We start from the raw sequence: 21,527 nt of genomic DNA on the forward strand, positions 1-21,527 counted from the left end.
TAATGAGACTACTCCGTTCAAACTCTGATCATCCAGACTTCAAATACCTAACCAAATTATTTGATGAATATTTAGTAGACATTGATGGTGAACAAAAAGATTTTTTTACCCATTTTAACAACAAATATTTAGAAAATGTATTGATTGTATACGAAGACGATCAGGTTGTCGGTTGCGGAGGGTATAAAGAACACACCCCAAACACAGTAGAGATTAAAAGAATGTTTGTTCACCCTGAACACAGAAAAAAAGGCATTGCCAACTTAATTCTAAACACGATTGAAGATTGGGCAAAACAAAAAGGTTACCAAAACTTTATCTTAGAAACTTCACCTAAACTAACAAACGCAATTTCGCTGTATGAAAAAAAAGGGTATAAACTTATCCCAAATTATGACCAATACATAGGTGTAGAAAACAGCATTTGCATGAAGAAAGAATCTTAAAATTTGTACTTTCGCACTTCTAATTTTTTTAAATCTACCCAAAAATGATGAACTGGGAACAACTTTTATCTTTAAAACGCCAAGGCGATACTAGTAAACGATTACGTAAAGAACAAGATGATACACGCCTAGGCTTTGAAGTTGATTATGACCGTGTAATATTTTCGGCAGCATTTAGAAGCCTACAAGATAAAACTCAGGTCATTCCATTATCAAAAACTGATTTCGTTCACACACGATTAACCCATAGCTTGGAAGTCTCGGTTGTTGGTCGTTCATTAGGTCGCTTAGTTGGAAAAAAAATATTAGAAAAATACCCTTATCTACAAGAAATTCATGGTTACCAAGCTAATGATTTCGGAGCAATAGTAGCCGCCGCCGCTTTAGCTCACGATATAGGAAACCCCCCATTTGGTCACTCAGGCGAAAAAGCAATTGGAGAATACTTTGCTATTGGTAACGGTTTAAAATTTAAAGAGCAATTATCTGAAAAAGAATGGCAAGATCTAATTGATTTTGAAGGAAATGCCAATGGGTTTTCGGTATTAACGAGCTCACGCCCTGGTGTTGAAGGAGGCCTACGATTAACTTATGCAACTTTGGGTGCCTTCATAAAATACCCTAAAGAAAGTTTACCTAAAAAACCAACTTCAAACATAGCTGATAAAAAATACGGGGTCTTCCAACAAGACAAAAATTTTTTCAAAGAAGTTGCCGAAGAATTAGGCTTAATTCCTAATAAATTAATAAATGATATAGGATACGAACGTCATCCTCTAGCTTATCTTGTAGAAGCGGCTGATGATATCTGCTATACCATTATAGATTTTGAAGATGGAATTAATCTAGGTCTAGTCTCAGAAGATTACGCATTAGAATACCTAATCAAATTAGTTAAAGATTCTATAGATACCTCAAAGTACAATGCACTAACTACAAAAGAAGACCGAATCAGCTACTTACGTGCCTTAGCCATAGGAAGTTTGATAAACGATGTGGTAAATGTTTTTATTGAAAATGAAGAAGTAATTCTTCAAGGCAAATTCCCTCATGCGCTAACAGACAAATCAAAATACAAGGCTCAAATGAATGACATCATTAATCTAAGTATAAAAAATATTTATCAGAGCAGGGAAGTCATTGAAAAAGAAATAAACGGCTATCAAATTATCAATAATTTATTAGACAAATTTATCACCGCCTACAATAATAAATTTGAAGGCAATGAAACTAATTTTGATAAATTATTATTAAAAATACTACCCGAAAAACATAATATAGAAAAAGAAAGTCTGTATGAACGTTTGCTACATATCTGTCACTTCATTTCTATGCTAACAGATGGCAACGCTTTATTATACAACAAAATGATTTCTACGAAAATCTAATTTCATCCCTAACAAATTAATAATTCTTTAATAACCCAAAATTCTAAATCTATGATAAAAAAACTACCCTTTTTATTGTTTTTGTTTTCAGGAATTGCTCTTAGTCAAAGCAATATTGACCTCATCAAAAAACATTTAAAGGCAAGTTCATCTCAATCAAAAATGAGTCAAAACGAAATTGACAATTTAATTATATTCGATGAATTTACAACAACGAGCAATAATTTTGTTTGCCACGTAAAACAAACACAAAACGGCATACCCATCTATAATGTTGATTCTAATTTTATAATTGATAAAACAGGCAAAGTTTCAGGTAAATTAAAATCAATTCCAAACTTTATAGATAATGCCAAAAAAAGAACTCAAAAAATAGATTTAAATACGGCTTTAATAAAAGCTTTAACATCAACAAACGATGTTGCTCCTAAATATTCCTTAAACAAACTAGAAAACAACAGATTTAGATTAGAAAACACACAAAACAAAGAAGAAAACATAAGTGGGCAATTAACCTATTTTCTAACGGATAAAAACGAATTAAAACTCACTTATTTTTTTGAATATTACTCAAAAAATGGTGAAAAAGATTTGTGGAATATTTTTATAGATGCTGAAACTGGTGATCTTATTCAAAAGTTGAATAACACTTTAAAATGCTCCTTTCATAAAGAACATCATTACAGCACAAACAACCATACTTTTTTATTCAAAGAAGAAAATCTTTCAAGACTAGCACTATTACCATCCGGCACAACAAACTACAAAGTCATTCCGTGGAACTATGAAAGTCCTAATCATTATAAAGAGGCATTTCCTACAAACACAGAAGGGAGAACCATCGTTACAAATCCTGAATCTACGACCCCATTAGCACCGCTTACTCTTGCTGCATCACCTAATGGATGGCACAACAATAATTCAACTATTGGTACTACAACAAATTCTACTAAATTTGATTACACAAGAGGAAACAATGTATTTGCTTATTCAGATATAACCAATTCTGATCCATCAATAGCGTCTATTAATACTTATACCAATTCATCCTCAGGGGTATATCCTGATTTAACCTTTGATCATCCTTACTCAGGTTTATCTAATTCTCCTATAAATGAAATTCATGCAGCGACTACTAATTTATTTTACATGAACAACATTATGCACGACTTGTGGTATCAGTATGGTTTTAATGAATCCAACAAAAACTTTCAAGACAAAAATTATGGTCGTGGGGGAATACAAAATGACTATGTTTTAGCACAATCACAAGATGCCTCTCAAAACGGTTCTCCTAGTTATAACAATGCTAATTTTTCAACCCCATCTGATGGAAACAATCCTAAAATGCAAATGTACTTATGGCAACACCCTGTCCCTATAAAAGTACAAATAACCAATGGTTCATTAGCAGGCCAAACATACAACGCTATAGATAATGAATTTACTTCGGGACATATTGAATTACCTATAACACCTAACAATCTTTCTGGAGAACTTATACTTCTTAATGATGCCACTACTAATAACACAACAAATCCTGACGTTTATGATGGATGCTCAACAGCAACAAATATGGTAACAGGTAAAATTGCAGTAGTCAGAAGGGGTAATTGTAGTTTTTCTTCTAAAGCTATAACAGCTCAAAATGCAGGAGCAAAAGCACTAATAGTTATAAATAACACCTTCTCGGAGCTAGAACTTGGTGGAGGCGATGCAGCTGTTAAAATTCCTGTCATAGGTTTATCAAAAACAGATGGAGACGAATTAATTAAGGTATTAACAACAGAAGGTAGTGTAAGCGCAATCTTTGAGAACAAAAACAACATCTATGCTGATGGCGATTTTGATAATGGAATTATAGCACATGAATATGGACATGGGATTTCTACAAGACTTTCAGGTAATTGCTTAAATAGCTCCGAACAAATGGGTGAAGGATGGTCTGATTGGTTTTGGTTAATGATGCAAATAAAAGCTGGCGATAAAGGAAGTGACAAAAAAAGCATAGGAACTTTTACTAACAACCTTCCCACTAATGGTAAAGGTATCAGAAAATATCCTTATACAACAGATATGACTAGTAACCCTTATACATACGCTGATTTAAATAAAATGTGGTATCCAGACCCTATAAGTAAGACCGAAAAAATTAATGTTCATGCTATTGGAACTGTTTGGGCTACAATTTTATGGGATTTAACATGGGCTTATATTAACAAATATGGTTATGATAGTAATATTTACAATGGTACAGGTGGAAACAACAAAATAATGAAAATTGTATTAGACGCTATTAAAATTGATGGTTGTTCTCCAAGTTTTATCACGGGTAGAGATGCTATTTTAGCCGCAGATCAAGCCGCCACTGGGGGACAAAATTATGAATTAATTTGGAGGGTTTTTGCTAGAAGAGGAGTAGGCTATAGCGCTTCATCTGGAGCAAGTAATACGGGTGTTGCAGGTATAAAAGATAACCCAACGTCTTTACACACAGACTTACCTCCTAATATTCTTTTGAGTGATACAGATTTTGTTTCAAACGATCTGATCAACATTTATCCAAATCCATCAAATGGTTTAATAAATATTTCTTTTGATCGAAGTATTGATCATTCAATTTTAAGGGTTAATGACATTAACGGACGAATTGTTTATTCAGAAGAACTCAACAATACTAGTGATTTAAAAACAATAAATTTAGACTCTTTACAAAAAGGATTTTATATTCTTAATATACAAGGTCAGAATATACGGTTTACACAAAAGATACTTTTGGAATAAATTTAATTTACAATAAAGTGTATCCAAAAGTACAAACAACATCGTAGGCACCAAGTTAAAAAAACTCTATTAAAGTTCTTTTACCCTAGAGAATCGAGTCTATAAAATCATCTCTAGTAACCATTTGAATAGTAACAATAAAGAGACTGTCTAGAAACAACATTTCAATATATAGTCTATCTTCTGAACGGAGTTAAACGAGAAATACCATCCTTTTAGACAGTCTCTTTAATTAACTAAAAGTTTATACTTTTCAGATTTTTTCCATCTAAAACAAACGTAATAACTCTTTTAATCCTGCTACATCAATTCCTGATATTTTATGCAATTCATTAATAGTTCCTTGTTCAATAAATTCATCAGGAACACCTAATCTTTTTATAGAAATTAAATAGTTATTGTCTGTAAAAAATGAACTTATAAGAGTTCCAAACCCCCCTTTAAGACATCCTTCTTCAACCGTAATAATTTGTTGATAATTTTGACCTATTTCATGTAACACACCCTCATCTAAAGGTTTAACAAAAGGAAAATGATAATGAGAAAATTCATATAATTTTAAATCATCTAAAGCCTTGATCACGTTATTCCCAATAGTTCCGGTAGATAAAACGGCTACATTTTTACCCTTACGCAGTTGTTTTGCTTTTCCTATTTCTATTTTTTCAAACGGTAATTTCCAATTTTGAACAAACCCTCTACCTCTTGGATAACGAATACTCACAGGAATATTAATACCTAATTGAAAAGTATACATCATATTACGAAGTTCTACTTCATTTAGTGGTGCTGTAACAACTAAATCTGGTATACAACTCAAATAAGCAATATCGTACAAACCATGATGGGTAGCCCCATCTTCTCCCACAAAACCTGCTCTATCAAGACAAAAAATAACGGGCAATTTTTGCAATGCTACGTCATGAATAACCTGATCGTAAGCTCTTTGTAAAAAGGTAGAGTAAACATTGCAAAAAACAATCATTCCTTGAGTGGCCATACCCGCAGAAAAAGTTACAGCATGTTGCTCTGCAATTCCTACATCAAAAGCACGTTCTGGGAAAGTTTCCATCATAAATTTCATCGAACTTCCTGATGGCATTGCAGGTGTTACCCCTATAATTTTTTGATTCTCTTGTGCCAATTCTACTAATGTTTTCCCAAAAACGTCTTGAAATTTAGGAGGAAACCCTTCTTCTTCTTTTGGATATATTTTACCTGTTTGAGGATCAAATTTTCCTGGAGCATGATACTTAACTTGATTTTCTTCTGCTAATTGTAACCCTTTTCCTTTGGTGGTAATTACATGAAGAAATTTGGGTCCTTTAACTTTTTTTAATCGACTAAGCTCTGAAATCAATGATTGAATATCGTGCCCATCAATAGGACCTGAGTAATCAAAATTTAAAGCTTTAAAAATATTATTTTCAGTATGTAGCGTTCCTTCTTTAAAGGATGTCAAATAGTCTTTTAGAGCCCCTACACTTGGATCAATCCCTATGGCATTATCATTTAGTATAATCAAAACATTAGCATCTGTATCGCCCGCATGATTCAGGGCTTCAAAAGCCATTCCAGAAGCTATAGAAGCATCTCCAATCACCGCTATATGCTGTTTATCTAAATCACCTATGAGTCGAGAAGCCATCGCCATTCCTAAAACAGCTGAAATAGAAGTAGAAGAATGTCCTACTCCAAAAGCATCAAATTCACTTTCTGAACGTTTAGGAAATCCTGAGATACCATTTAAATCTCGATTCGTATGAAACACCTCTTTCCTACCTGTTAAAATCTTATGTCCATAAGCTTGGTGTCCTACATCCCAAACCAATAAATCTTCAGGCGTGTTAAATACATAATGCAAAGCAATTGTCAATTCAATTACGCCTAAACTTGATCCTAAATGCCCTTCTTTTTGAGAAATGATCGTTATAATAAAATCACGCAATTCTTTTGCCAATGAAGGTAATTGCAAGATTTCTATTTTTTTTAAATCACTTGGAGAATTTATTGAGTCTAAGATTGTACTTTCCATAAGAAGCAAAATTAATCAAAACTATTTATTATTCTAGATTTTATAAAACATCCTCTACTACATCTTAAGTCATTTTATCTAATAGGTGTCCCCCTCTCTATATTTTTTTAAGACTATTAGTAAAGGTAAACAATATTAAATTTCCCATGTCTTTTATCTCTAAAATCAATTATTAATTTAGTACAGAGAAGATAAAACGGTCTTCTGCTTTAGGGACGTTATTGAATTTTAATTTTCATTACAAAAGGGATAAGGTAGTTATAGTATAAATATTTTAAACATAACAACCAGAATTACAAACAAAGATCATTCCAAAATTGTAATTTTGTTCTTATGGAAAACATTTTTACAGACGAATATTTTATGAAAAAAGCCTTACAAGAGGCTGAAAAAGCCTTTGAAGAAGGCGAAATTCCTGTAGGAGCTGTAATTGTAATAGACAATCGGGTAATAGCTCGAAGTCACAATTTAACAGAAATGCTCAATGATGTTACGGCACATGCTGAAATGCAAGCCATAACTGCTTCTGCCAATTTTTTAGGCGGAAAATACCTAAAAGGCTGTACTCTGTACGTTACTTTAGAACCTTGTCAAATGTGTGCAGGCGCATTATACTGGAGTCAGATTTCAAAAATTGTATATGGGGCTTCTGATGAACAAAGAGGTTATAAAGCTATGGGGGCTAAATTGCATCCTAAAACAGAAGTGGTTACAGGAATTATGCAGGATGAGTGTACGCGTTTGATGAAAGATTTTTTCAAAAAAAGGAGATAATTCTAAAATAGGTGAAACACCTAGTCATCTGAAAAACACATTTTAAAAAGGAATAAAAAACCGCCCCATAAAAGGAGCGGTGTAACATTCCGGTAATCTAAAATAATATATATTATTCGATAACAACTACGTTAGTAGCTACTTTACCTTTACGTCCGTCTTCTTCGTTGTACGAAACTTTTTGTCCTTCTTTAAGCTCTTTACCACCTGTTGCAGTAATGTGAACGAAGATGTCTGATCCAGTTTCGTCGTTTGTAATGAATCCAAAACCTTTAGACTCTACAAAAAATTTCACTTTGCCTGTTAGCATTCTAAAAAAAATAAAAAATTAATAATTATCAAAGATAGACTTTTTGTCGAGATATCAAAGTCTTATATTCAAAAGTTTATGGATTATTTTTTGACACTGAACAATATGGCGTTCATCATGATTAATTATAAAACGAAAGCTATCTCCTAATTGTATACTCAAACAACGAGCAATACTTATCTTTATTTTTTCCTTCTCAAGATCTATACTTTCCGCTTTCTTTAATAGATCTAGCAATTGTTTTTGTTGATTTAAAAATCTGTCAATTGTTGTTTTATCCAAAGGTATTTTTAGAGGATTTTTATCCTTAAATGTTTTCATTTTACTTGTTTTAGCACCCAACAGCATGCTCTTTGCAAAATAATCTCCTAACCAACCTGATGTATAATAAATTTTAGGTCTAAATTTACTTTTAGAAATAACTTTTTCTATTTCTGGCAAATAATAATCACCATAAAGATTCAAATGTTCTATACATTCTAAAATATTCCAAGAAGTAGATGAATTTCGGTATTGTAAAAAATCTAAGTTCTCTTCTTTTAGGGTAGTTACATAATCAATATGAGTTTGCACTTGTTTCTTTAATTCACTTAGCAAAATTTGTGTAGTTGTTTTCATAGCAATGATAATTACTACAAATTTCCTTTTTATTATTTTAAATTTTCTTGATACACATCAAGACTTTTCAATCTTGATAATGTTTCGGGTGACATACGAAGATAATTTGCGATAAGTTTATGAGGAATTTCCTGAAACACTAGTGGATTACGTAGTTGAATACGCTCTAATCGTTCTTTAGCAGAAACCGTAAGTAAATCCATTTCTCGTTCTAACTGTTGTAAAATTAAGTCTTCTAACACCTCATTCCAAACCTTTAAAGTTTCTATATTAGCATACATTAATGCCTTGAATTTATTTTTATTTACTTTTAGAACTATAGTTTTTTTTATAGCTTGAATCGAAAAAACAGTTGGTTTATCAGAAAAAAAACTATCTAAACAAGCAACAAAATCACCCTTATAACCAAAACGAATAATCTGTTCTTCTGTATTGAAGACGGAAATTTTCAGGCTTCCGTCTTTCACAAAATAAACATTAGTATCAATACTCCCATTTACAACCAAATATTCGTTTCTTTTCAACAGTAAAGTTTTTTCAAACAACTGGTGCTGATTTAAAAGTGTAAACAAGAGGTTTTTCATATCTTAATACAAATAAGATTTCATTTCTTTCCAAATACTTTTAGGTTGCTCAATAATTATCTCGTCTCCTTTTTCTTTTTTGTATCGAATAAATTTAAGATTGGCTATACCTTCTTCAGGATAAGCTTGCTTTTGCTTATTAAAAATTACTTCACGCATTCCTGTTGAACTTATATTAAGTACCTTCCATCCATTTACAATTTTGGCTTTTGCTATTACAGGCGTTTCAACCAAAGAGAAATCTCCTTTTATTTTTAAGTTTGAATCTAAGATTAAGGCATCACAACCGCCATTTCCACAGGAGTTATTAAAGAATACAAAATAATCCTTTTTCTTATCATTATTCAAATCAATTTCACGCAAAATAAATTTTCTTTTTCCTCTTTGCTCTTTTTCATATTCGGGACTTGAACCATATTTTTTCACCAATTCAATTTCTCGTTTTTTTAGAAATTCAGTGATTTTAGTTATTGTTTTTTTATCTTGAGCAAAAGAATTTGCAGTACATAATAAAACTACCACTAGGGAGGTTATTCTCATTTTCATCTTTTAAAAATTAAAAAAGGGCTGCCCGAAAAGGTCATAATATCATTTCAACCTTTTCAGACACCCTCTTGCATCAAATTTATAAAAATTATATGATTATTCAGTTATCGAAGCAATAAACAGTTCGTTTAATTGTTTCAAATCTAAAACTGAAGGGGCATCAATCATAACATCTCTACCTGAATTATTTTTAGGAAAAGCAATAAAGTCACGAATGGTTTCTTGACCTCCTAGAATAGCCACTAAGCGATCCAATCCAAAAGCCAACCCTCCGTGTGGTGGTGCGCCATATTGAAAGGCATTCATTAAGAATCCAAATTGATTTTCTGCTTCTTCTTTTGAAAATCCAAGAAGCTCAAACATTTTTGCTTGCAAGTCTTTATCATGAATACGTATTGAACCTCCTCCAATTTCATTTCCGTTTAGGACCATATCATAAGCATTGGCTCTAATTTTCCCAGGTTCTGTTCCTATTAAATGAACATCCTCTGGCTTTGGCGATGTAAATGGATGGTGCATTGCATGGTAACGACCACTTTCTTCATCCCATTCTAATAAAGGAAAATCAACCACCCATAATGGAGCAAACTCATTGGGTTTACGTAATCCCATTTGGTTAGCTAACTCCATACGTAAAGCACTTAATTGTGTACGTGTTTTATAAGCTGGCCCAGATAAAACAAAGATAATATCTCCTGCATTAGCATTAGTTATCTCTGCCCATTTCTTTAAGTCTTCTTGATCGTAAAATTTATCTACGGATGATTTGAAAGAACCATCTGTTTCGCATTTACAGTATACCATTCCCGAAGCTCCTACTTGTGGGCGTTTTACCCATTCAATCCAAGCATCAATTTCCTTACGAGTAAAAGAAGCTCCCCCTGGCACTGCAATACCTACTACTAACTCAGCTGAATTAAAAACACCAAATTCTTTATGTTGCGCCACCGTATTTAACTCTCCAAACTTCATCCCAAAACGAATATCTGGTTTATCATTACCATAGGTTTTCATCGCATAATCATAAGTAATTCTAGGAAATTTATCTACTTCTATTCCTTTTACTTCTTTTAACAAATGACGTGTTAAGCCTTCGAACATATTTAAAATATCCTCTTGTTCAACAAACGCCATTTCACAATCAATTTGAGTAAACTCAGGTTGACGATCAGCACGCAAATCCTCATCACGGAAACATTTTACAATTTGAAAATATTTATCCATACCTCCTACCATCAACAATTGTTTGAATGTTTGTGGCGATTGTGGCAACGCATAAAATTGCCCTGGATTCATACGTGAAGGCACCACAAAGTCTCTAGCTCCTTCTGGAGTTGACTTTATTAAATAAGGTGTTTCTACCTCGCAAAAGCCTTGATTAGAAAGATAATTTCTTACTTCCATAGCCACGCGATGACGGAATAGTAAACTATTTTTTACTGGATTACGACGAATATCCAAATAACGATATTTCATACGCAATTCTTCTCCTCCATCTGTCTCGTCCTCAATTGTAAAAGGTGGTAATTGTGCTTGATTTAAAACAATTAGCTCTTTTACTAAGATTTCTATATCCCCCGTAGGTATATTCGAATTTTTAGACTCGCGTTCTATTACAGTTCCTTTCACTTGAACCACAAATTCACGACCTAAAGTTTTAGCTAATTCCATTACCTTTTTATCCGTACGACTTTCGTCAAAAATGAGCTGAGTAATTCCGTAACGATCACGTAAATCAACCCATATCATAAAACCTTTATCTCGAGATTTCTGAACCCATCCTGCAAGGGTAACTTCTGTATTGATATGTGACGCATTTAATTCGCCACAAGTATGACTTCTAAACATTTCTATAAAATTTGAATGCAAAAATACTATTTTAAAAGATATTTTCTTTTTTACCTTACTTACAAATTAAGATTATTTTGGATCAAGACATTTGAACTTGATCCTTAAAAAGATATTTAAATAAAAAAAGCTCCCCTAAACGGAAAGCTTTTCATTGGTCTAACTACTAAACCATTCCGATTTTACTCGGAACTAAACAACACAACTAATTTTAAAATCTTTTTTTGGGCAAAAAAGCGCTCCGAAGAGCGCTTCTAAAAATATTCCCAATTTCGCGGTCTGGACGGGACTCGAACCCGCGACCCCATGCGTGACAGGCATGTATTCTAACCAACTGAACTACCAAACCTTGTGCGTTATTGCGGTGCAAATATACGACTGTTTTTTTGTTTTGCAAGAGAAAAAAAAACTTTTTTTTGTTTTTCTTCAAAAAAATTAAATAAAAGCTTGTTTTTCAACCAGATAAGATGTCATTATTTTTTCGAATTTTCCTTCAATTGAAACAGGCACATACTTAATTTTATACAATGAACAAGTATTGGCTATCCTTTCAAAATAAGAAGTCATCATTTTTTGATATTCATTACTTAACCCCTCTTCAAATAAGTTTATTTCTTCATTAGTTTCTAAATCTACAAATTTGCGGGGTTGATTATCAAAATGCAAATTAAATTCTGTTTTATAATCTACTACATGAAACACCACCACTTTATGTTTGTTGTATTTCAAATGTTGTAACGCCTTAAACAAGCGTTCCTCGTCTTCCGACTGAAACATATCTGTAAAAAGCATTACCATCGAACGCTTATGTAATTTTTCGGCTATCTGATGTAGATATGTAATGGTGTCTGTTTTTTTATAAACAGGCTTATCCGCCAAAAGCCTATCCAATTTATCCAACAACATTCTATGATGGCGGTCACTCCCTTTTTCTGGCGCATAATATTCGTAATGATCTGAATAAATACTTAATCCTACAGCATCTCGTTGCCTTTTTAATAAATTCATTAAAACAGCAGATGCTAAGACAGAGAAACCAATTTTATTTTCATAAAACAATTGCTCTTTTTCGAGCAACGGATAGTGCATAGAGGAAGAATTATCAAGAATTAAATGACAACGCAAATTGGTTTCTTCTTCATAACACTTAGTATATAAACGATCTGTTTTTGCATACAACTTCCAATCAATATGTTTTGTACTTTCTCCTGAATTATATATTTTATGTTCCGCAAATTCAGCTGAAAAACCATGAAAAGGCGACTTATGCATACCTGAAATAAAGCCTTCTACAATCTGATTAGCCAAAAGCTCTAGATGTTGAAAGCTAGAGATAGTTTTAATTTGAGATTCTAAATTCATAACTCAAATATACAGAATATGACACAAAAAAAGGCCTAACATTTGTTAGACCTTTTAAGTTTTACTTATATTTTATTACAACAACGCATCAATTGCTTTAGCATAAGTATCTTTAGGAGCTACACCTACTTGACGACCTACCACTTCACCATTTTGAAAAATCAAAACAGTAGGAATATTACGTACGCCATACTTTGCAGCAAACTCTTGATTGGCATCGACATCTACCTTACCAATTACTGCTTTTCCTTCATATTCCGTTGCAATTTCGTCAATAACGGGACCTACCATACGACAAGGCCCGCACCAAGCTGCCCAAAAATCCACTAAAACTGGTTTGTCTGATTGTAATACTACCTCATCAAATGTAGCATCTGTAATTGCTAATGCCATGTTCTATCTTTTTAATTGTTAGACAAATTTACTATTTTATTTCAATTACAAATACACATCAATATTAATAATTAAAATAGCTCTATAGCTAAAACAAATAGAAAACAAAGAGAGCTCTAAAAAGCAGCAACTTAACGTCTGATTTACCACTTATCCTGTCGTCAAAGTGACATTATCAGTACTATGTATTTTTTTCGCCTGTTCACTTCGTTCTAACCTCCTTTTGGAATAACAAAACTACATCCCTCTAGTCCCTCTTTTTATACATCTAACACGTAAAATTATTAGAAATTATAACGCATACCTAATGACAAACCAATCCCACTGATACCTACATACGAACTCAACTCATCTTTAGGTCTTGTTGAATCGAAGCCAGTTGGATTTGTTTCCGAATTATTAGAAGTTCCATTTAACTGATTAACATAATTTGTATGAGACTCTGAATAAGGCAAATTAGATAATTGATCTACTCCTTCTACCATATACCCTGTTGTTTCTTTTGTTTTTCCATGTACCGTAAAATTTCTATATTCAATTTCAGCATAAGCTGATAATTTTGGAGCTATTTTATACGAAGTACCAACAGAAGCCACAAAACCAATTGTAGGATTAGGCTTTACTACGTCTGTTCTTTCTGAATTTTTATATTTAGAGAAAGCAGGATTTAAAGCATAGGGTGCTGGTATAGTAGATTTTGTAGTAGATTTTATTGTTAAATCACCAAATACAGGCAAAATAACCCCCACTTTAGTATAAGGTTCAAACTTACCCACCTCTCCTAAATACAACACAACTGAAGGCGATAAATCTAATGCTCTAATTTTACCACTTACAACAGCATCAAAATCACCAATAGATGAAACAGGCGTTTTAATAGATACATGTCTTTCTGCCATAGTTTTAGAAGCACTCATGTAGTAATGCACTCCCATTTCAACTCCTAAACGTTCTGAAAAACGAAATCCTCCAACAAGATTAGTTCTTGAACCTTCACCAAAAGAACCTGTAATAGATTCTTTAGAAACTAAACTTGATGAAACACCAGTACTACCAACGGTTACTAACGTTGTTTCATTTGTTGCTGCCAAACCACTTACAACAGGAAATTCAGTTCCAACAGTTTGAACAAAATAAGACCCACCTGCTTTTAAATAAAACCCTCTTTTTGAATCTTGAGCATTAGTTGCTAATGAAAGAGCTACTGCTCCTAGTAACATAAATTTTTTAATCATTTCTTTAATAATTAGGTTAATTACATATTTTGGAAACCCCAAAACAATCAGCTGTGATATTACAAAAAAATCACTAACATAATATTATTTATCAGCAAATATATTCTAAAAAACGATTTATTAAAACAATTCATTAAAAAAACACTAAACAAAAAAGCTTTATTGTTTTAATTAACTAACAATCATTCCTATTACAAAACAAAAAAGCGCACCTCCGTTCGTTAAAATTTATCTAGAAATAGGTATTTTATAAAAAACTCCCTCTCTACCACCTATAACAATTCCAGAACCAGAATTAAAAGCGGTAAATGTAAAAGTTCCCGAAATAGTTGTACCTGTATTTTCAGTAATAACAATTTGCCCTCCACTATTGGTTGTACTAATAATTTTAAGTTCAGCATCATTATTTCCTCCATTCACAGTAACCAAATCACCTACTTTATAGTCTTTTCCTGGATTTGCCAAAGTAACTTCAGAAATTAAACCTTTCGGATCAACATCTATATTTACTTTCAATCCTGTACCAGATCCTCCTGAAACGCTTACAATTTTCCCAGTGAGATAGCCCGTACCTCTAGTTATAATTTCTGTTTCACTAACAGGCCCTTTTCCTATTCCTGTTGAAAAACTCTGCGCATTTTGATTAATCCCGCTATAAACAACGAGTGCATTTTGACTAGCAGTCCCTAAAGAATAAGTCCCTACTTGGCTATTATTAACCTGAATTTTCAAGCTATGGGTAGACGAACTCCCTTCCAATGTTAACACTCCTGAAACATTTATTTTAGCACTTTTACTATTAGCTTTCCACAAACTATTCCCTATAGTTACTTGAAACGCTTGGTTATTAAAGGTAACATCGTCTTGACAAGAAATTCCAAACAATGAAAGCAAAAAAAGACACGTACTATTTCTCATTTTGAATTTTATAAAAAGCAAAAATAAGAGATATTAACTCAATATTTATCAATCTAATTTCAAAAAGAAAACAAAATATTATTTAGCCTTTTGAAAATCAAAATAATCCGTATATTTGCACCCTTAAATAACCGAGGTCGGGAACCTCAATTTAATCCAATTAATTATGCCAGTTAGAATTAGATTACAAAGACATGGTAAAAAAGGAAAACCTTTTTACTGGATTGTGGCAGCGGATTCACGCTCAAAAAGAGATGGTAAATTCTTAGACAAAATAGGAACTTACAATCCAAACACTAACCCTGCAACTATTGACTTAAATGTTGACAAAGCAGTAACATGGTTATTCAATGGTGCTCAGCCTACTGACACTGCTAGAGCTATTCTTTCTTACAAAGGTGCACTGTTAAAACATCATTTAGAAGGTGGTGTTCGCAAAGGTGCTTTAACTCCTGAACAAGCAGAAGCTAAATTTACAGCATGGTTAGACGAAAAAGCGACTAAAGTAGACGCTAAAAAAGATGGTTTAGCTAAATCTAAGGCAGACGCTAAAGCAGATGCTTTAAAAGCTGAAAAAGAAGCTAACGAAAAGCGTATGGCAGCTCAAGCCGAAGCAGCTAAGGCAGCTGAAGTTACAGAAGAAACTCCAGTTGTAGAAGAAACTAACAACGAAGAAACAGAAGCTTAATTATAATTGGCGGTCTTATGCGTAAAGATGATTGTTTTTATTTGGGTAAAATCGCTAAAAAATTCAGTTTCAAGGGCGAGGTCTTAATCTATTTAGATACGGATGAACCCGAAATGTATGAAGAACTGGAATCAGTCTTTGTTGCGTACAACAAAGACTTGGTTCCCTTTTTTATAGAAAAAACACAACTCCACAAAGGCACTTTTTTAAAAGTAAAATTTGAAGACATAAATTCAGAGGAAGAAGCCGACGAAATAATAGGCAAGGAAGTCTATCTACCCCTTTCTATGCTTCCGCCATTAGAAGGTAATAAGTTTTACTATCACGAAGTAATAGGATACAAAGTTTTAGATCAACGCCTAGGCTATATTGGCAACATAGTAGCTATTAATGACAGTGCTGCTCAACCTCTTTTTGAAATAGAAAAAGAAGGAATTGAAGTTTTGGTTCCTATGATAGACGAATTTATAATAGAACTCAATCGAAATAACAAAACAATTCTATTAAACACTCCTGAGGGACTTGTTGATCTTTATTTAAAATAACTTATTCCAAAAACTATAGTTTACAAAAAAGCTATTCAAAAGGAACAGACAGCTCCTCCTTAACGAAAAGAAAAGTCACGTTATTGGTATTATGTAATTTTCTTAGGTCCGAAATAGCAAAATTAGAATCTTGTTAAACAAGAGTTTTTTCATACTATATTCAGTCATGTTTCAATTCAAAAAATTCAGTATTCAACAGGACCGATGTGCCATGAAAGTAGGCACAGATGGTGTTTTATTAGGTGCTTGGACACCTATTTTCAACAACCCCCATTCTATTTTAGACATAGGTACTGGCACTGGGCTAATAGCTCTTATGTTAGCACAAAGAACACAAGCTGAACAAATAGATGCTATAGAAATTGACGATGAGGCCTACGAACAGTGCGTCGATAATTTTGAACAATCCCCTTGGAATGATCGTCTTTACTGTTATCATGCTGGACTAGACGAATTTGTAGACGAAATAGATGAAGAATATGATTTAATTGTATCAAACCCTCCTTTTTACACTACTGATTATAAAAGCAACACCGAATCGCGTGATAGAGCTCGCTTTGAAGAGTCACTTCCATTTGAAGAATTAATTGAAGCTGCTGATTTTTTTCTTTCAGATCAAGGTATATTTGCCCTTATAATTCCTTTTTCAGAAGAAAACAAAATCCAAAGCCTTTGTCAAGAGCGTTCATTATATCCTTTACGAATTACAAGAGTAAAGGGAACCCCAAAATCTGAAACAAAAAGAAGTTTAATAGCTTTTACACGTATTAAGCAAGAACCTTTGATAGACGAATTAATAATAGAAAATTCAAGACATAACTATACCGAAGAATACATTCAATTAACACAAGAGTTTTACTTAAAGATGTAATTTGGATATTGAATAGGATCTAAAAAAACAGAGATTACCTAGCAATTAAGGATAATCTCTATTTTATTTTGAAATATTTTTTACAAAGTTCCTCTCAGCATTTGTTCTCTTTCAATAGACTCAAATAGCGCTTTAAAGTTACCCGCACCAAATCCTTTTGCTCCCATTCTTTGAATAATTTCAAAAAACAATGTTGGTCGATCTTCAACGGGTCTAGTAAATATTTGCAACAAATAACCTTCTTCATCAGCATCAATCATAATTCCTAATTTTTGAAGTTCATTAATATCTTCTTTAAACTTAGACATGTGCTCTTTTAAACGCTCAGGAATCGCATCATAATAAGCTTGTGGCGGCGTGGTTAAGAACTCTACCCCTCTTGCTCGCATATCCGCCACTGTTTTAATTATATCATCCGTAGCTACCGCAATATGCTGCACTCCTTCATCTTCATAAAAATCTAAATATTCCTCAATTTGAGAACGTTTTTTGCCATGAGCTGGTTCATTAATAGGAAACTTAATTCTACCATTTCCATTTGACATAACTTTAGACATTAATGCGGAATATTCAGTAGTAATTTGCTTATCATCAAAAGAAAGGAAATTCACAAATCCCATTACGTCCTCAAACCATTTCACAGCCTCATCCATACGATTCCAACCTGTATTTCCAACCATGTGATCGATGTATTTCAATCCTACAGATTCTGGATTATAATCTGATTTCCACTCACTATATCCAGGCATAAATACTCCATTGTAATTTTTTCTTTCTACAAAAACAAAAACCGTTTCACCATAAGCGCCATAGATTCCTGCACGCACTACCTCGCCATTTTCATCTTTTTCAACAATTGGTTCAAAATAAACCTTTGCTCCTCTTTTTGTAGTTTCTTCGAAAGCAGAACGAGCATCTTCTACCCAAAGTGCTATTACTTTAACACCATCTCCATGTTTTTTTACGTGTTCTCCAATAGGCGAATTACTATTTAAAGCTGTTGTAAGCACCAAACGAATTTTATCTTGTTTTAAGACGTAAGACGCACGGTCTTTTACTCCTGTTTCTAGACCCGCATACGCTAATGACTGAAATCCAAAAGCTGTTTTATAAAAATGAGCTGCCTGCTTAGCGTTTCCCACATATAATTCTACATAATCTGTACCTAAAAGAGGAAGAAAGTCTTGCGCTCCTTCAAATATTTTTTCCAGACCGTATTCTACTGATTTTAATTCTTGTGACATATTTTTTTCATTAAAATTGAAGCATCAAAATATTTTTTCATTTTACACGAGAGTTGCGAAAACAATAATAACACTTCTTTCTATTATTCTTTTTTACTTTTTTTATTTTTTACTCCAACCAAGACTGATAATACTTATCATCGGCAATTTGCATAGCCTCTTCGGTAACCATCAAAGGTTTGAACGTATCAACCATTACCGCCAATTCTAATGTCTCTTTTTTACCAATACTTCTTTCAGTAGCTCCTGGATGAGGCCCATGAGGTATACCTGCTGGATGTAGTGATATATGACCTGCTTCTATATCATTACGGCTCATAAAATCACCATCAACATAATACAACACTTCATCAGCATCTATGTTACTATGATTATAAGGTGCTGGAATTGATTGCGGATGATAATCGTATAATCTCGGCACGAATGAGCAAATCACAAAAGCATCTGTTTCAAATGTTTGATGTATAGGCGGCGGCAGGTGTATGCGCCCCGTTATAGGTTCAAAATCGTGAATAGAAAAAGCATAGGGATAATTATATCCATCATACCCTACTACATCAAAAGGGTGCGAAGCATAAGTTACATCAAAAATTTCATCTTTCTTTTTTATTTTAATCAAAAAATTTCCTTTTTCATTATAACTTTCTAACTCTTCTGGTCTACGAATATCACGTTCACAAAAGGGAGAATGTTCTAACAGTTGTCCAAACCAATTTCTATATTGTTTTGGGGTGTACACAGGTCTTCTAGATTCTACAATAAATAATCGGTTGTCCTCAGTATCAAAATCCATTTTATAAATTACACCTCTAGGAATGACTAAATAATCTCCGTATTTAAAATCCAGATTACCTAACATTGTTCTTAACTTACCTGTTCCTTTATGAATAAAGACAACCTCATCAGAATCCGTATTCTTATAAAAATAGTCGGTAGTAGATTTTCTAGGAGCTGCTAAAACAATATGACAATCAGAATTTGTTAAAACAATTTTTCTACTTTCTAAAAAATCATCTTGAGGAGGTATTTGAAAACCGCGTAAGCGGTAAGACTGTATATTATTGGCTTTTGCAATTTTAGGAGCCACAGAATACTGTCCTCTTATTTCTTTTACCATTGTAGGTCTGTACTCATGGTACATATTAGTTGACATACCATCAAAACCAATAGTTCCAAAAAGTTGTTCGTAATATAAATCGCCATTTTCTTTACGGAATTGAATATGACGCTTGTGGGGAATTTTTCCTAATTTGTGATATATAGGCATTGCATATAATGTGTTAATTAGACCATTTTAAAAATATTTTTTTTAATTATAGTTAACTTTAATAATTAAAAACAGATCTCCCGCCAAACTCATTCAGGGTTTCTTTTTATAAAAAACTTTAAATGAGCTAACAAATCTTCAAATATAGACTTCATATCATACAAATTTCGGAAAAAAAGTGGTAAAAAAAAATTAATTATAAATTCTAATTATTCCGTTTAAATTTTGCACATTGTATCTTTTTAGAGGATATTGTTTTCCTCCATCGCCTGTATATAAATTAAACTCGCTATTATCGCAAGTACACTGCGCACTAATCCCTTTTAGATTTAATTTTGAGCAATCAGTAGGATACTGAAGAGGGCAGCTTGCTTCCCAAGCAACAAAATCCCCTGCACCTCCTGTTTTCATTACAAGAATTCCTTGAATACCTACTCCAGGGATAGCAATCAGTAGAGGTTCTCCTGGATAATTAAGTTTATTATAGGAGGGAAGTGAAGGATTTAGATCGATTGAAAAACTGTTATTTGCTAAATATGGGTTTGCGCTATTTACAACATTATTCTTATCACAACCAAAAACAAGAATTAAAATAATTATCAAAAAATATTTTTTCATGGTTTTTTTTTGAATTTTTTTGCAACAAATTTAAATTATTTACATTTGTATAACGTTGAATCACTCAATTAAATTACTAACTAAATAAAAAATAGTATCTTTGCGAGAAATCCCGCTACAATGGGATTTTTTCTATTTATACAATACAATGATGTTATGAGTAAAATATCTTATTATACAGCAGAAGGATTAAAAAAGTTAAAAGAAGAACTAGACTATTTAAAATCTGTAGAACGTCCAAAAGCATCGGAAGCCATTGCAGAGGCTCGCGATAAGGGCGATTTATCAGAAAATGCAGAATACGATGCAGCTAAGGAAGCACAAGGCCTTTTGGAAATGAAAATTGCCAAAATGGAAGAGCTATACGCTAATGCTCGATTAATAGATGAATCCCAATTAGATTTATCAAAGGCATTAGTTTTATCTAACGTTAAGATAAAAAATCAAGCAAACGGGATCGAATTAACTTATCAATTAGTTGCAGAAAGCGAAGCTGATTTAAAGAAAAATAAAATTTCTGTTACCTCTCCTATAGGAAAAGGTTTATTAGGAAAATCAGTAGGTGAAATTGCAGAAATTAAAGTACCTAATGGTGTTTTAAAATTTGAAGTTTTAGAAATTACTAGAGACTAACCATATACATATCCCAATGGCTTCTATTTTTACAAAAATTATAAACGGTGAAATTCCTTGCTATAAAATAGCGGAAAACGATGATTATTTAGCCTTTTTAGATGTAAACCCAAATACGAAAGGACACACTCTTTGTATTCCTAAAAAAGAAATCAATAAGATTTTTGAAATGGATGACGAACTTTATTTAGGCTTAATGGCTTTTTCAAAAAAAGTAGCTACTGCAATTGAAAAGGCAATTCCTTGCAAACGAGTAGGCATGACCGTAATTGGTTTAGAAGTTCCACATACGCATGTACATTTAATACCATTAAACATGATGGATGATGCTCGTTTTACTAATAAAGTAAAACTGTCAGACGACGAATTTAAAGTAATTGCTCAGGCTATTGCCAAGCAATTATAATTTTAACACCTTGC

General features: G+C 32.8%; 22 protein-coding genes and 1 tRNA gene. 9 read left to right on the plus strand and 14 right to left on the minus strand.

Annotated elements, in window-relative coordinates; translation table 11 throughout:
- The first annotated feature begins 2 nt into the window (after positions 1-2).
- Genes HUE53_RS05890 through HUE53_RS05900 form a run of 3 tightly spaced genes read left to right on the plus strand, consistent with a single transcriptional unit; the run spans position 3 to position 4,618 of the window.
- Positions 3-446 (plus strand): GNAT family N-acetyltransferase, encoded by a 444-nt coding sequence (locus HUE53_RS05890; RefSeq protein WP_014166128.1) that lies wholly within the window; start codon positions 3-5, stop codon positions 444-446.
- A gap of 47 nt (positions 447-493) precedes the next feature.
- On the plus strand, positions 494-1,834 hold the full coding sequence (locus HUE53_RS05895; protein WP_014166127.1) for a deoxyguanosinetriphosphate triphosphohydrolase: 1,341 nt from the start codon (positions 494-496) through the stop codon (positions 1,832-1,834).
- A gap of 51 nt (positions 1,835-1,885) precedes the next feature.
- Positions 1,886-4,618 carry a M36 family metallopeptidase gene (locus HUE53_RS05900; protein WP_192188779.1) on the plus strand — a complete coding sequence of 911 codons (2,733 nt, stop codon included), beginning with the start codon at positions 1,886-1,888 and terminating at the stop codon, positions 4,616-4,618.
- A 268-nt stretch (positions 4,619-4,886) separates the two neighbouring features.
- On the opposite strand, the gene HUE53_RS05905 is transcribed toward HUE53_RS05900, so the two are convergent.
- Positions 4,887-6,653: a 1-deoxy-D-xylulose-5-phosphate synthase gene (locus HUE53_RS05905; RefSeq protein WP_014166125.1), complete on the minus strand. Its 1,767-nt coding sequence runs from the start codon at positions 6,651-6,653 to the stop codon at positions 4,887-4,889.
- Between the two features lie 333 nt (positions 6,654-6,986).
- On the opposite strand from HUE53_RS05905, the gene HUE53_RS05910 reads away from it, so the two are divergent.
- Complete coding sequence (locus HUE53_RS05910) at positions 6,987-7,427, plus strand: nucleoside deaminase (RefSeq protein ID WP_014166124.1); 441 nt, start codon at positions 6,987-6,989, stop codon at positions 7,425-7,427.
- Positions 7,428-7,539: 112 nt separating this feature from the next.
- Here the strand turns inward: HUE53_RS05910 and HUE53_RS05915 are convergent, their stop codons facing one another.
- From HUE53_RS05915 to HUE53_RS05960, 10 genes are all read right to left on the minus strand, one after another.
- On the minus strand, positions 7,540-7,737 hold the full coding sequence (locus tag HUE53_RS05915) for a cold-shock protein (RefSeq protein WP_014166123.1): 198 nt from the start codon (positions 7,735-7,737) through the stop codon (positions 7,540-7,542).
- A 54-nt stretch (positions 7,738-7,791) separates the two neighbouring features.
- Positions 7,792-8,355: a DinB family protein gene (locus HUE53_RS05920; protein WP_065212954.1), complete on the minus strand. Its 564-nt coding sequence runs from the start codon at positions 8,353-8,355 to the stop codon at positions 7,792-7,794.
- A gap of 32 nt (positions 8,356-8,387) precedes the next feature.
- Entirely contained in the window at positions 8,388-8,879 is a 492-nt protein-coding gene (locus HUE53_RS05925) for a Crp/Fnr family transcriptional regulator (RefSeq protein WP_317040005.1), read from the minus strand.
- A gap of 63 nt (positions 8,880-8,942) precedes the next feature.
- Positions 8,943-9,485 carry a hypothetical protein gene (locus HUE53_RS05930; protein WP_097609468.1) on the minus strand — a complete coding sequence of 181 codons (543 nt, stop codon included), beginning with the start codon at positions 9,483-9,485 and terminating at the stop codon, positions 8,943-8,945.
- A gap of 96 nt (positions 9,486-9,581) precedes the next feature.
- Entirely contained in the window at positions 9,582-11,333 is a 1,752-nt protein-coding gene (gene aspS / locus HUE53_RS05935; protein WP_014166120.1) for an aspartate--tRNA ligase, read from the minus strand.
- Between the two features lie 275 nt (positions 11,334-11,608).
- Positions 11,609-11,682 (minus strand) — tRNA-Asp (locus HUE53_RS05940).
- A gap of 86 nt (positions 11,683-11,768) precedes the next feature.
- Positions 11,769-12,695 carry a DUF58 domain-containing protein gene (locus tag HUE53_RS05945; protein WP_192188780.1) on the minus strand — a complete coding sequence of 309 codons (927 nt, stop codon included), beginning with the start codon at positions 12,693-12,695 and terminating at the stop codon, positions 11,769-11,771.
- 75 nt (positions 12,696-12,770) lie between these two features.
- Positions 12,771-13,088, minus strand: coding sequence for a thioredoxin (trxA, locus tag HUE53_RS05950; RefSeq protein ID WP_014166118.1), 318 nt, complete (start codon positions 13,086-13,088; stop codon positions 12,771-12,773).
- A 284-nt stretch (positions 13,089-13,372) separates the two neighbouring features.
- A complete protein-coding gene (locus HUE53_RS05955; protein ID WP_065213920.1) occupies positions 13,373-14,323 on the minus strand; it encodes an outer membrane beta-barrel protein in 951 nt (316 codons plus the stop codon).
- 228 nt (positions 14,324-14,551) lie between these two features.
- Positions 14,552-15,241: a DUF6252 family protein gene (locus HUE53_RS05960; RefSeq protein WP_041253257.1), complete on the minus strand. Its 690-nt coding sequence runs from the start codon at positions 15,239-15,241 to the stop codon at positions 14,552-14,554.
- A 166-nt stretch (positions 15,242-15,407) separates the two neighbouring features.
- On the opposite strand from HUE53_RS05960, the gene HUE53_RS05965 reads away from it, so the two are divergent.
- The 3 genes from HUE53_RS05965 (at position 15,408) to HUE53_RS05975 (ending at position 17,345) form a co-directional block, all read left to right on the plus strand.
- Positions 15,408-15,929, plus strand: coding sequence for a 30S ribosomal protein S16 (locus HUE53_RS05965; RefSeq protein WP_014166115.1), 522 nt, complete (start codon positions 15,408-15,410; stop codon positions 15,927-15,929).
- Between the two features lie 17 nt (positions 15,930-15,946).
- Positions 15,947-16,474: a ribosome maturation factor RimM gene (gene rimM, locus HUE53_RS05970; protein WP_014166114.1), complete on the plus strand. Its 528-nt coding sequence runs from the start codon at positions 15,947-15,949 to the stop codon at positions 16,472-16,474.
- 166 nt (positions 16,475-16,640) lie between these two features.
- A complete protein-coding gene (locus HUE53_RS05975; protein ID WP_014166113.1) occupies positions 16,641-17,345 on the plus strand; it encodes a tRNA1(Val) (adenine(37)-N6)-methyltransferase in 705 nt (234 codons plus the stop codon).
- Between the two features lie 80 nt (positions 17,346-17,425).
- On the opposite strand, the gene hppD is transcribed toward HUE53_RS05975, so the two are convergent.
- The 3 genes from hppD to HUE53_RS05990 all read right to left on the minus strand — a co-directional run bounded on the left by hppD (position 17,426) and on the right by HUE53_RS05990 (position 20,474).
- Entirely contained in the window at positions 17,426-18,589 is a 1,164-nt protein-coding gene (gene hppD / locus HUE53_RS05980; RefSeq protein WP_014166112.1) for a 4-hydroxyphenylpyruvate dioxygenase, read from the minus strand.
- 109 nt (positions 18,590-18,698) lie between these two features.
- A complete protein-coding gene (locus tag HUE53_RS05985) occupies positions 18,699-19,856 on the minus strand; it encodes a homogentisate 1,2-dioxygenase (protein WP_014166111.1) in 1,158 nt (385 codons plus the stop codon).
- Positions 19,857-20,048: 192 nt separating this feature from the next.
- The gene (locus HUE53_RS05990) at positions 20,049-20,474 is read right to left on the minus strand and encodes a Rieske (2Fe-2S) protein (RefSeq protein ID WP_014166110.1); all 426 of its coding nucleotides are present in this window, start codon (positions 20,472-20,474) and stop codon (positions 20,049-20,051) included.
- A 156-nt stretch (positions 20,475-20,630) separates the two neighbouring features.
- Here HUE53_RS05990 and greA point away from each other — a divergent pair, with 156 nt between their 5' ends.
- Positions 20,631-21,107 (plus strand): transcription elongation factor GreA, encoded by a 477-nt coding sequence (gene greA / locus HUE53_RS05995; RefSeq protein WP_014166109.1) that lies wholly within the window; start codon positions 20,631-20,633, stop codon positions 21,105-21,107.
- Positions 21,108-21,123: 16 nt separating this feature from the next.
- Positions 21,124-21,513: an HIT family protein gene (locus HUE53_RS06000; RefSeq protein ID WP_014166108.1), complete on the plus strand. Its 390-nt coding sequence runs from the start codon at positions 21,124-21,126 to the stop codon at positions 21,511-21,513.
- Positions 21,514-21,527 lie beyond the last annotated feature (14 nt).

This window comes from Flavobacterium columnare, assembly GCF_014844295.1.
Lineage (GTDB): Bacteria > Bacteroidota > Bacteroidia > Flavobacteriales > Flavobacteriaceae > Flavobacterium > Flavobacterium columnare.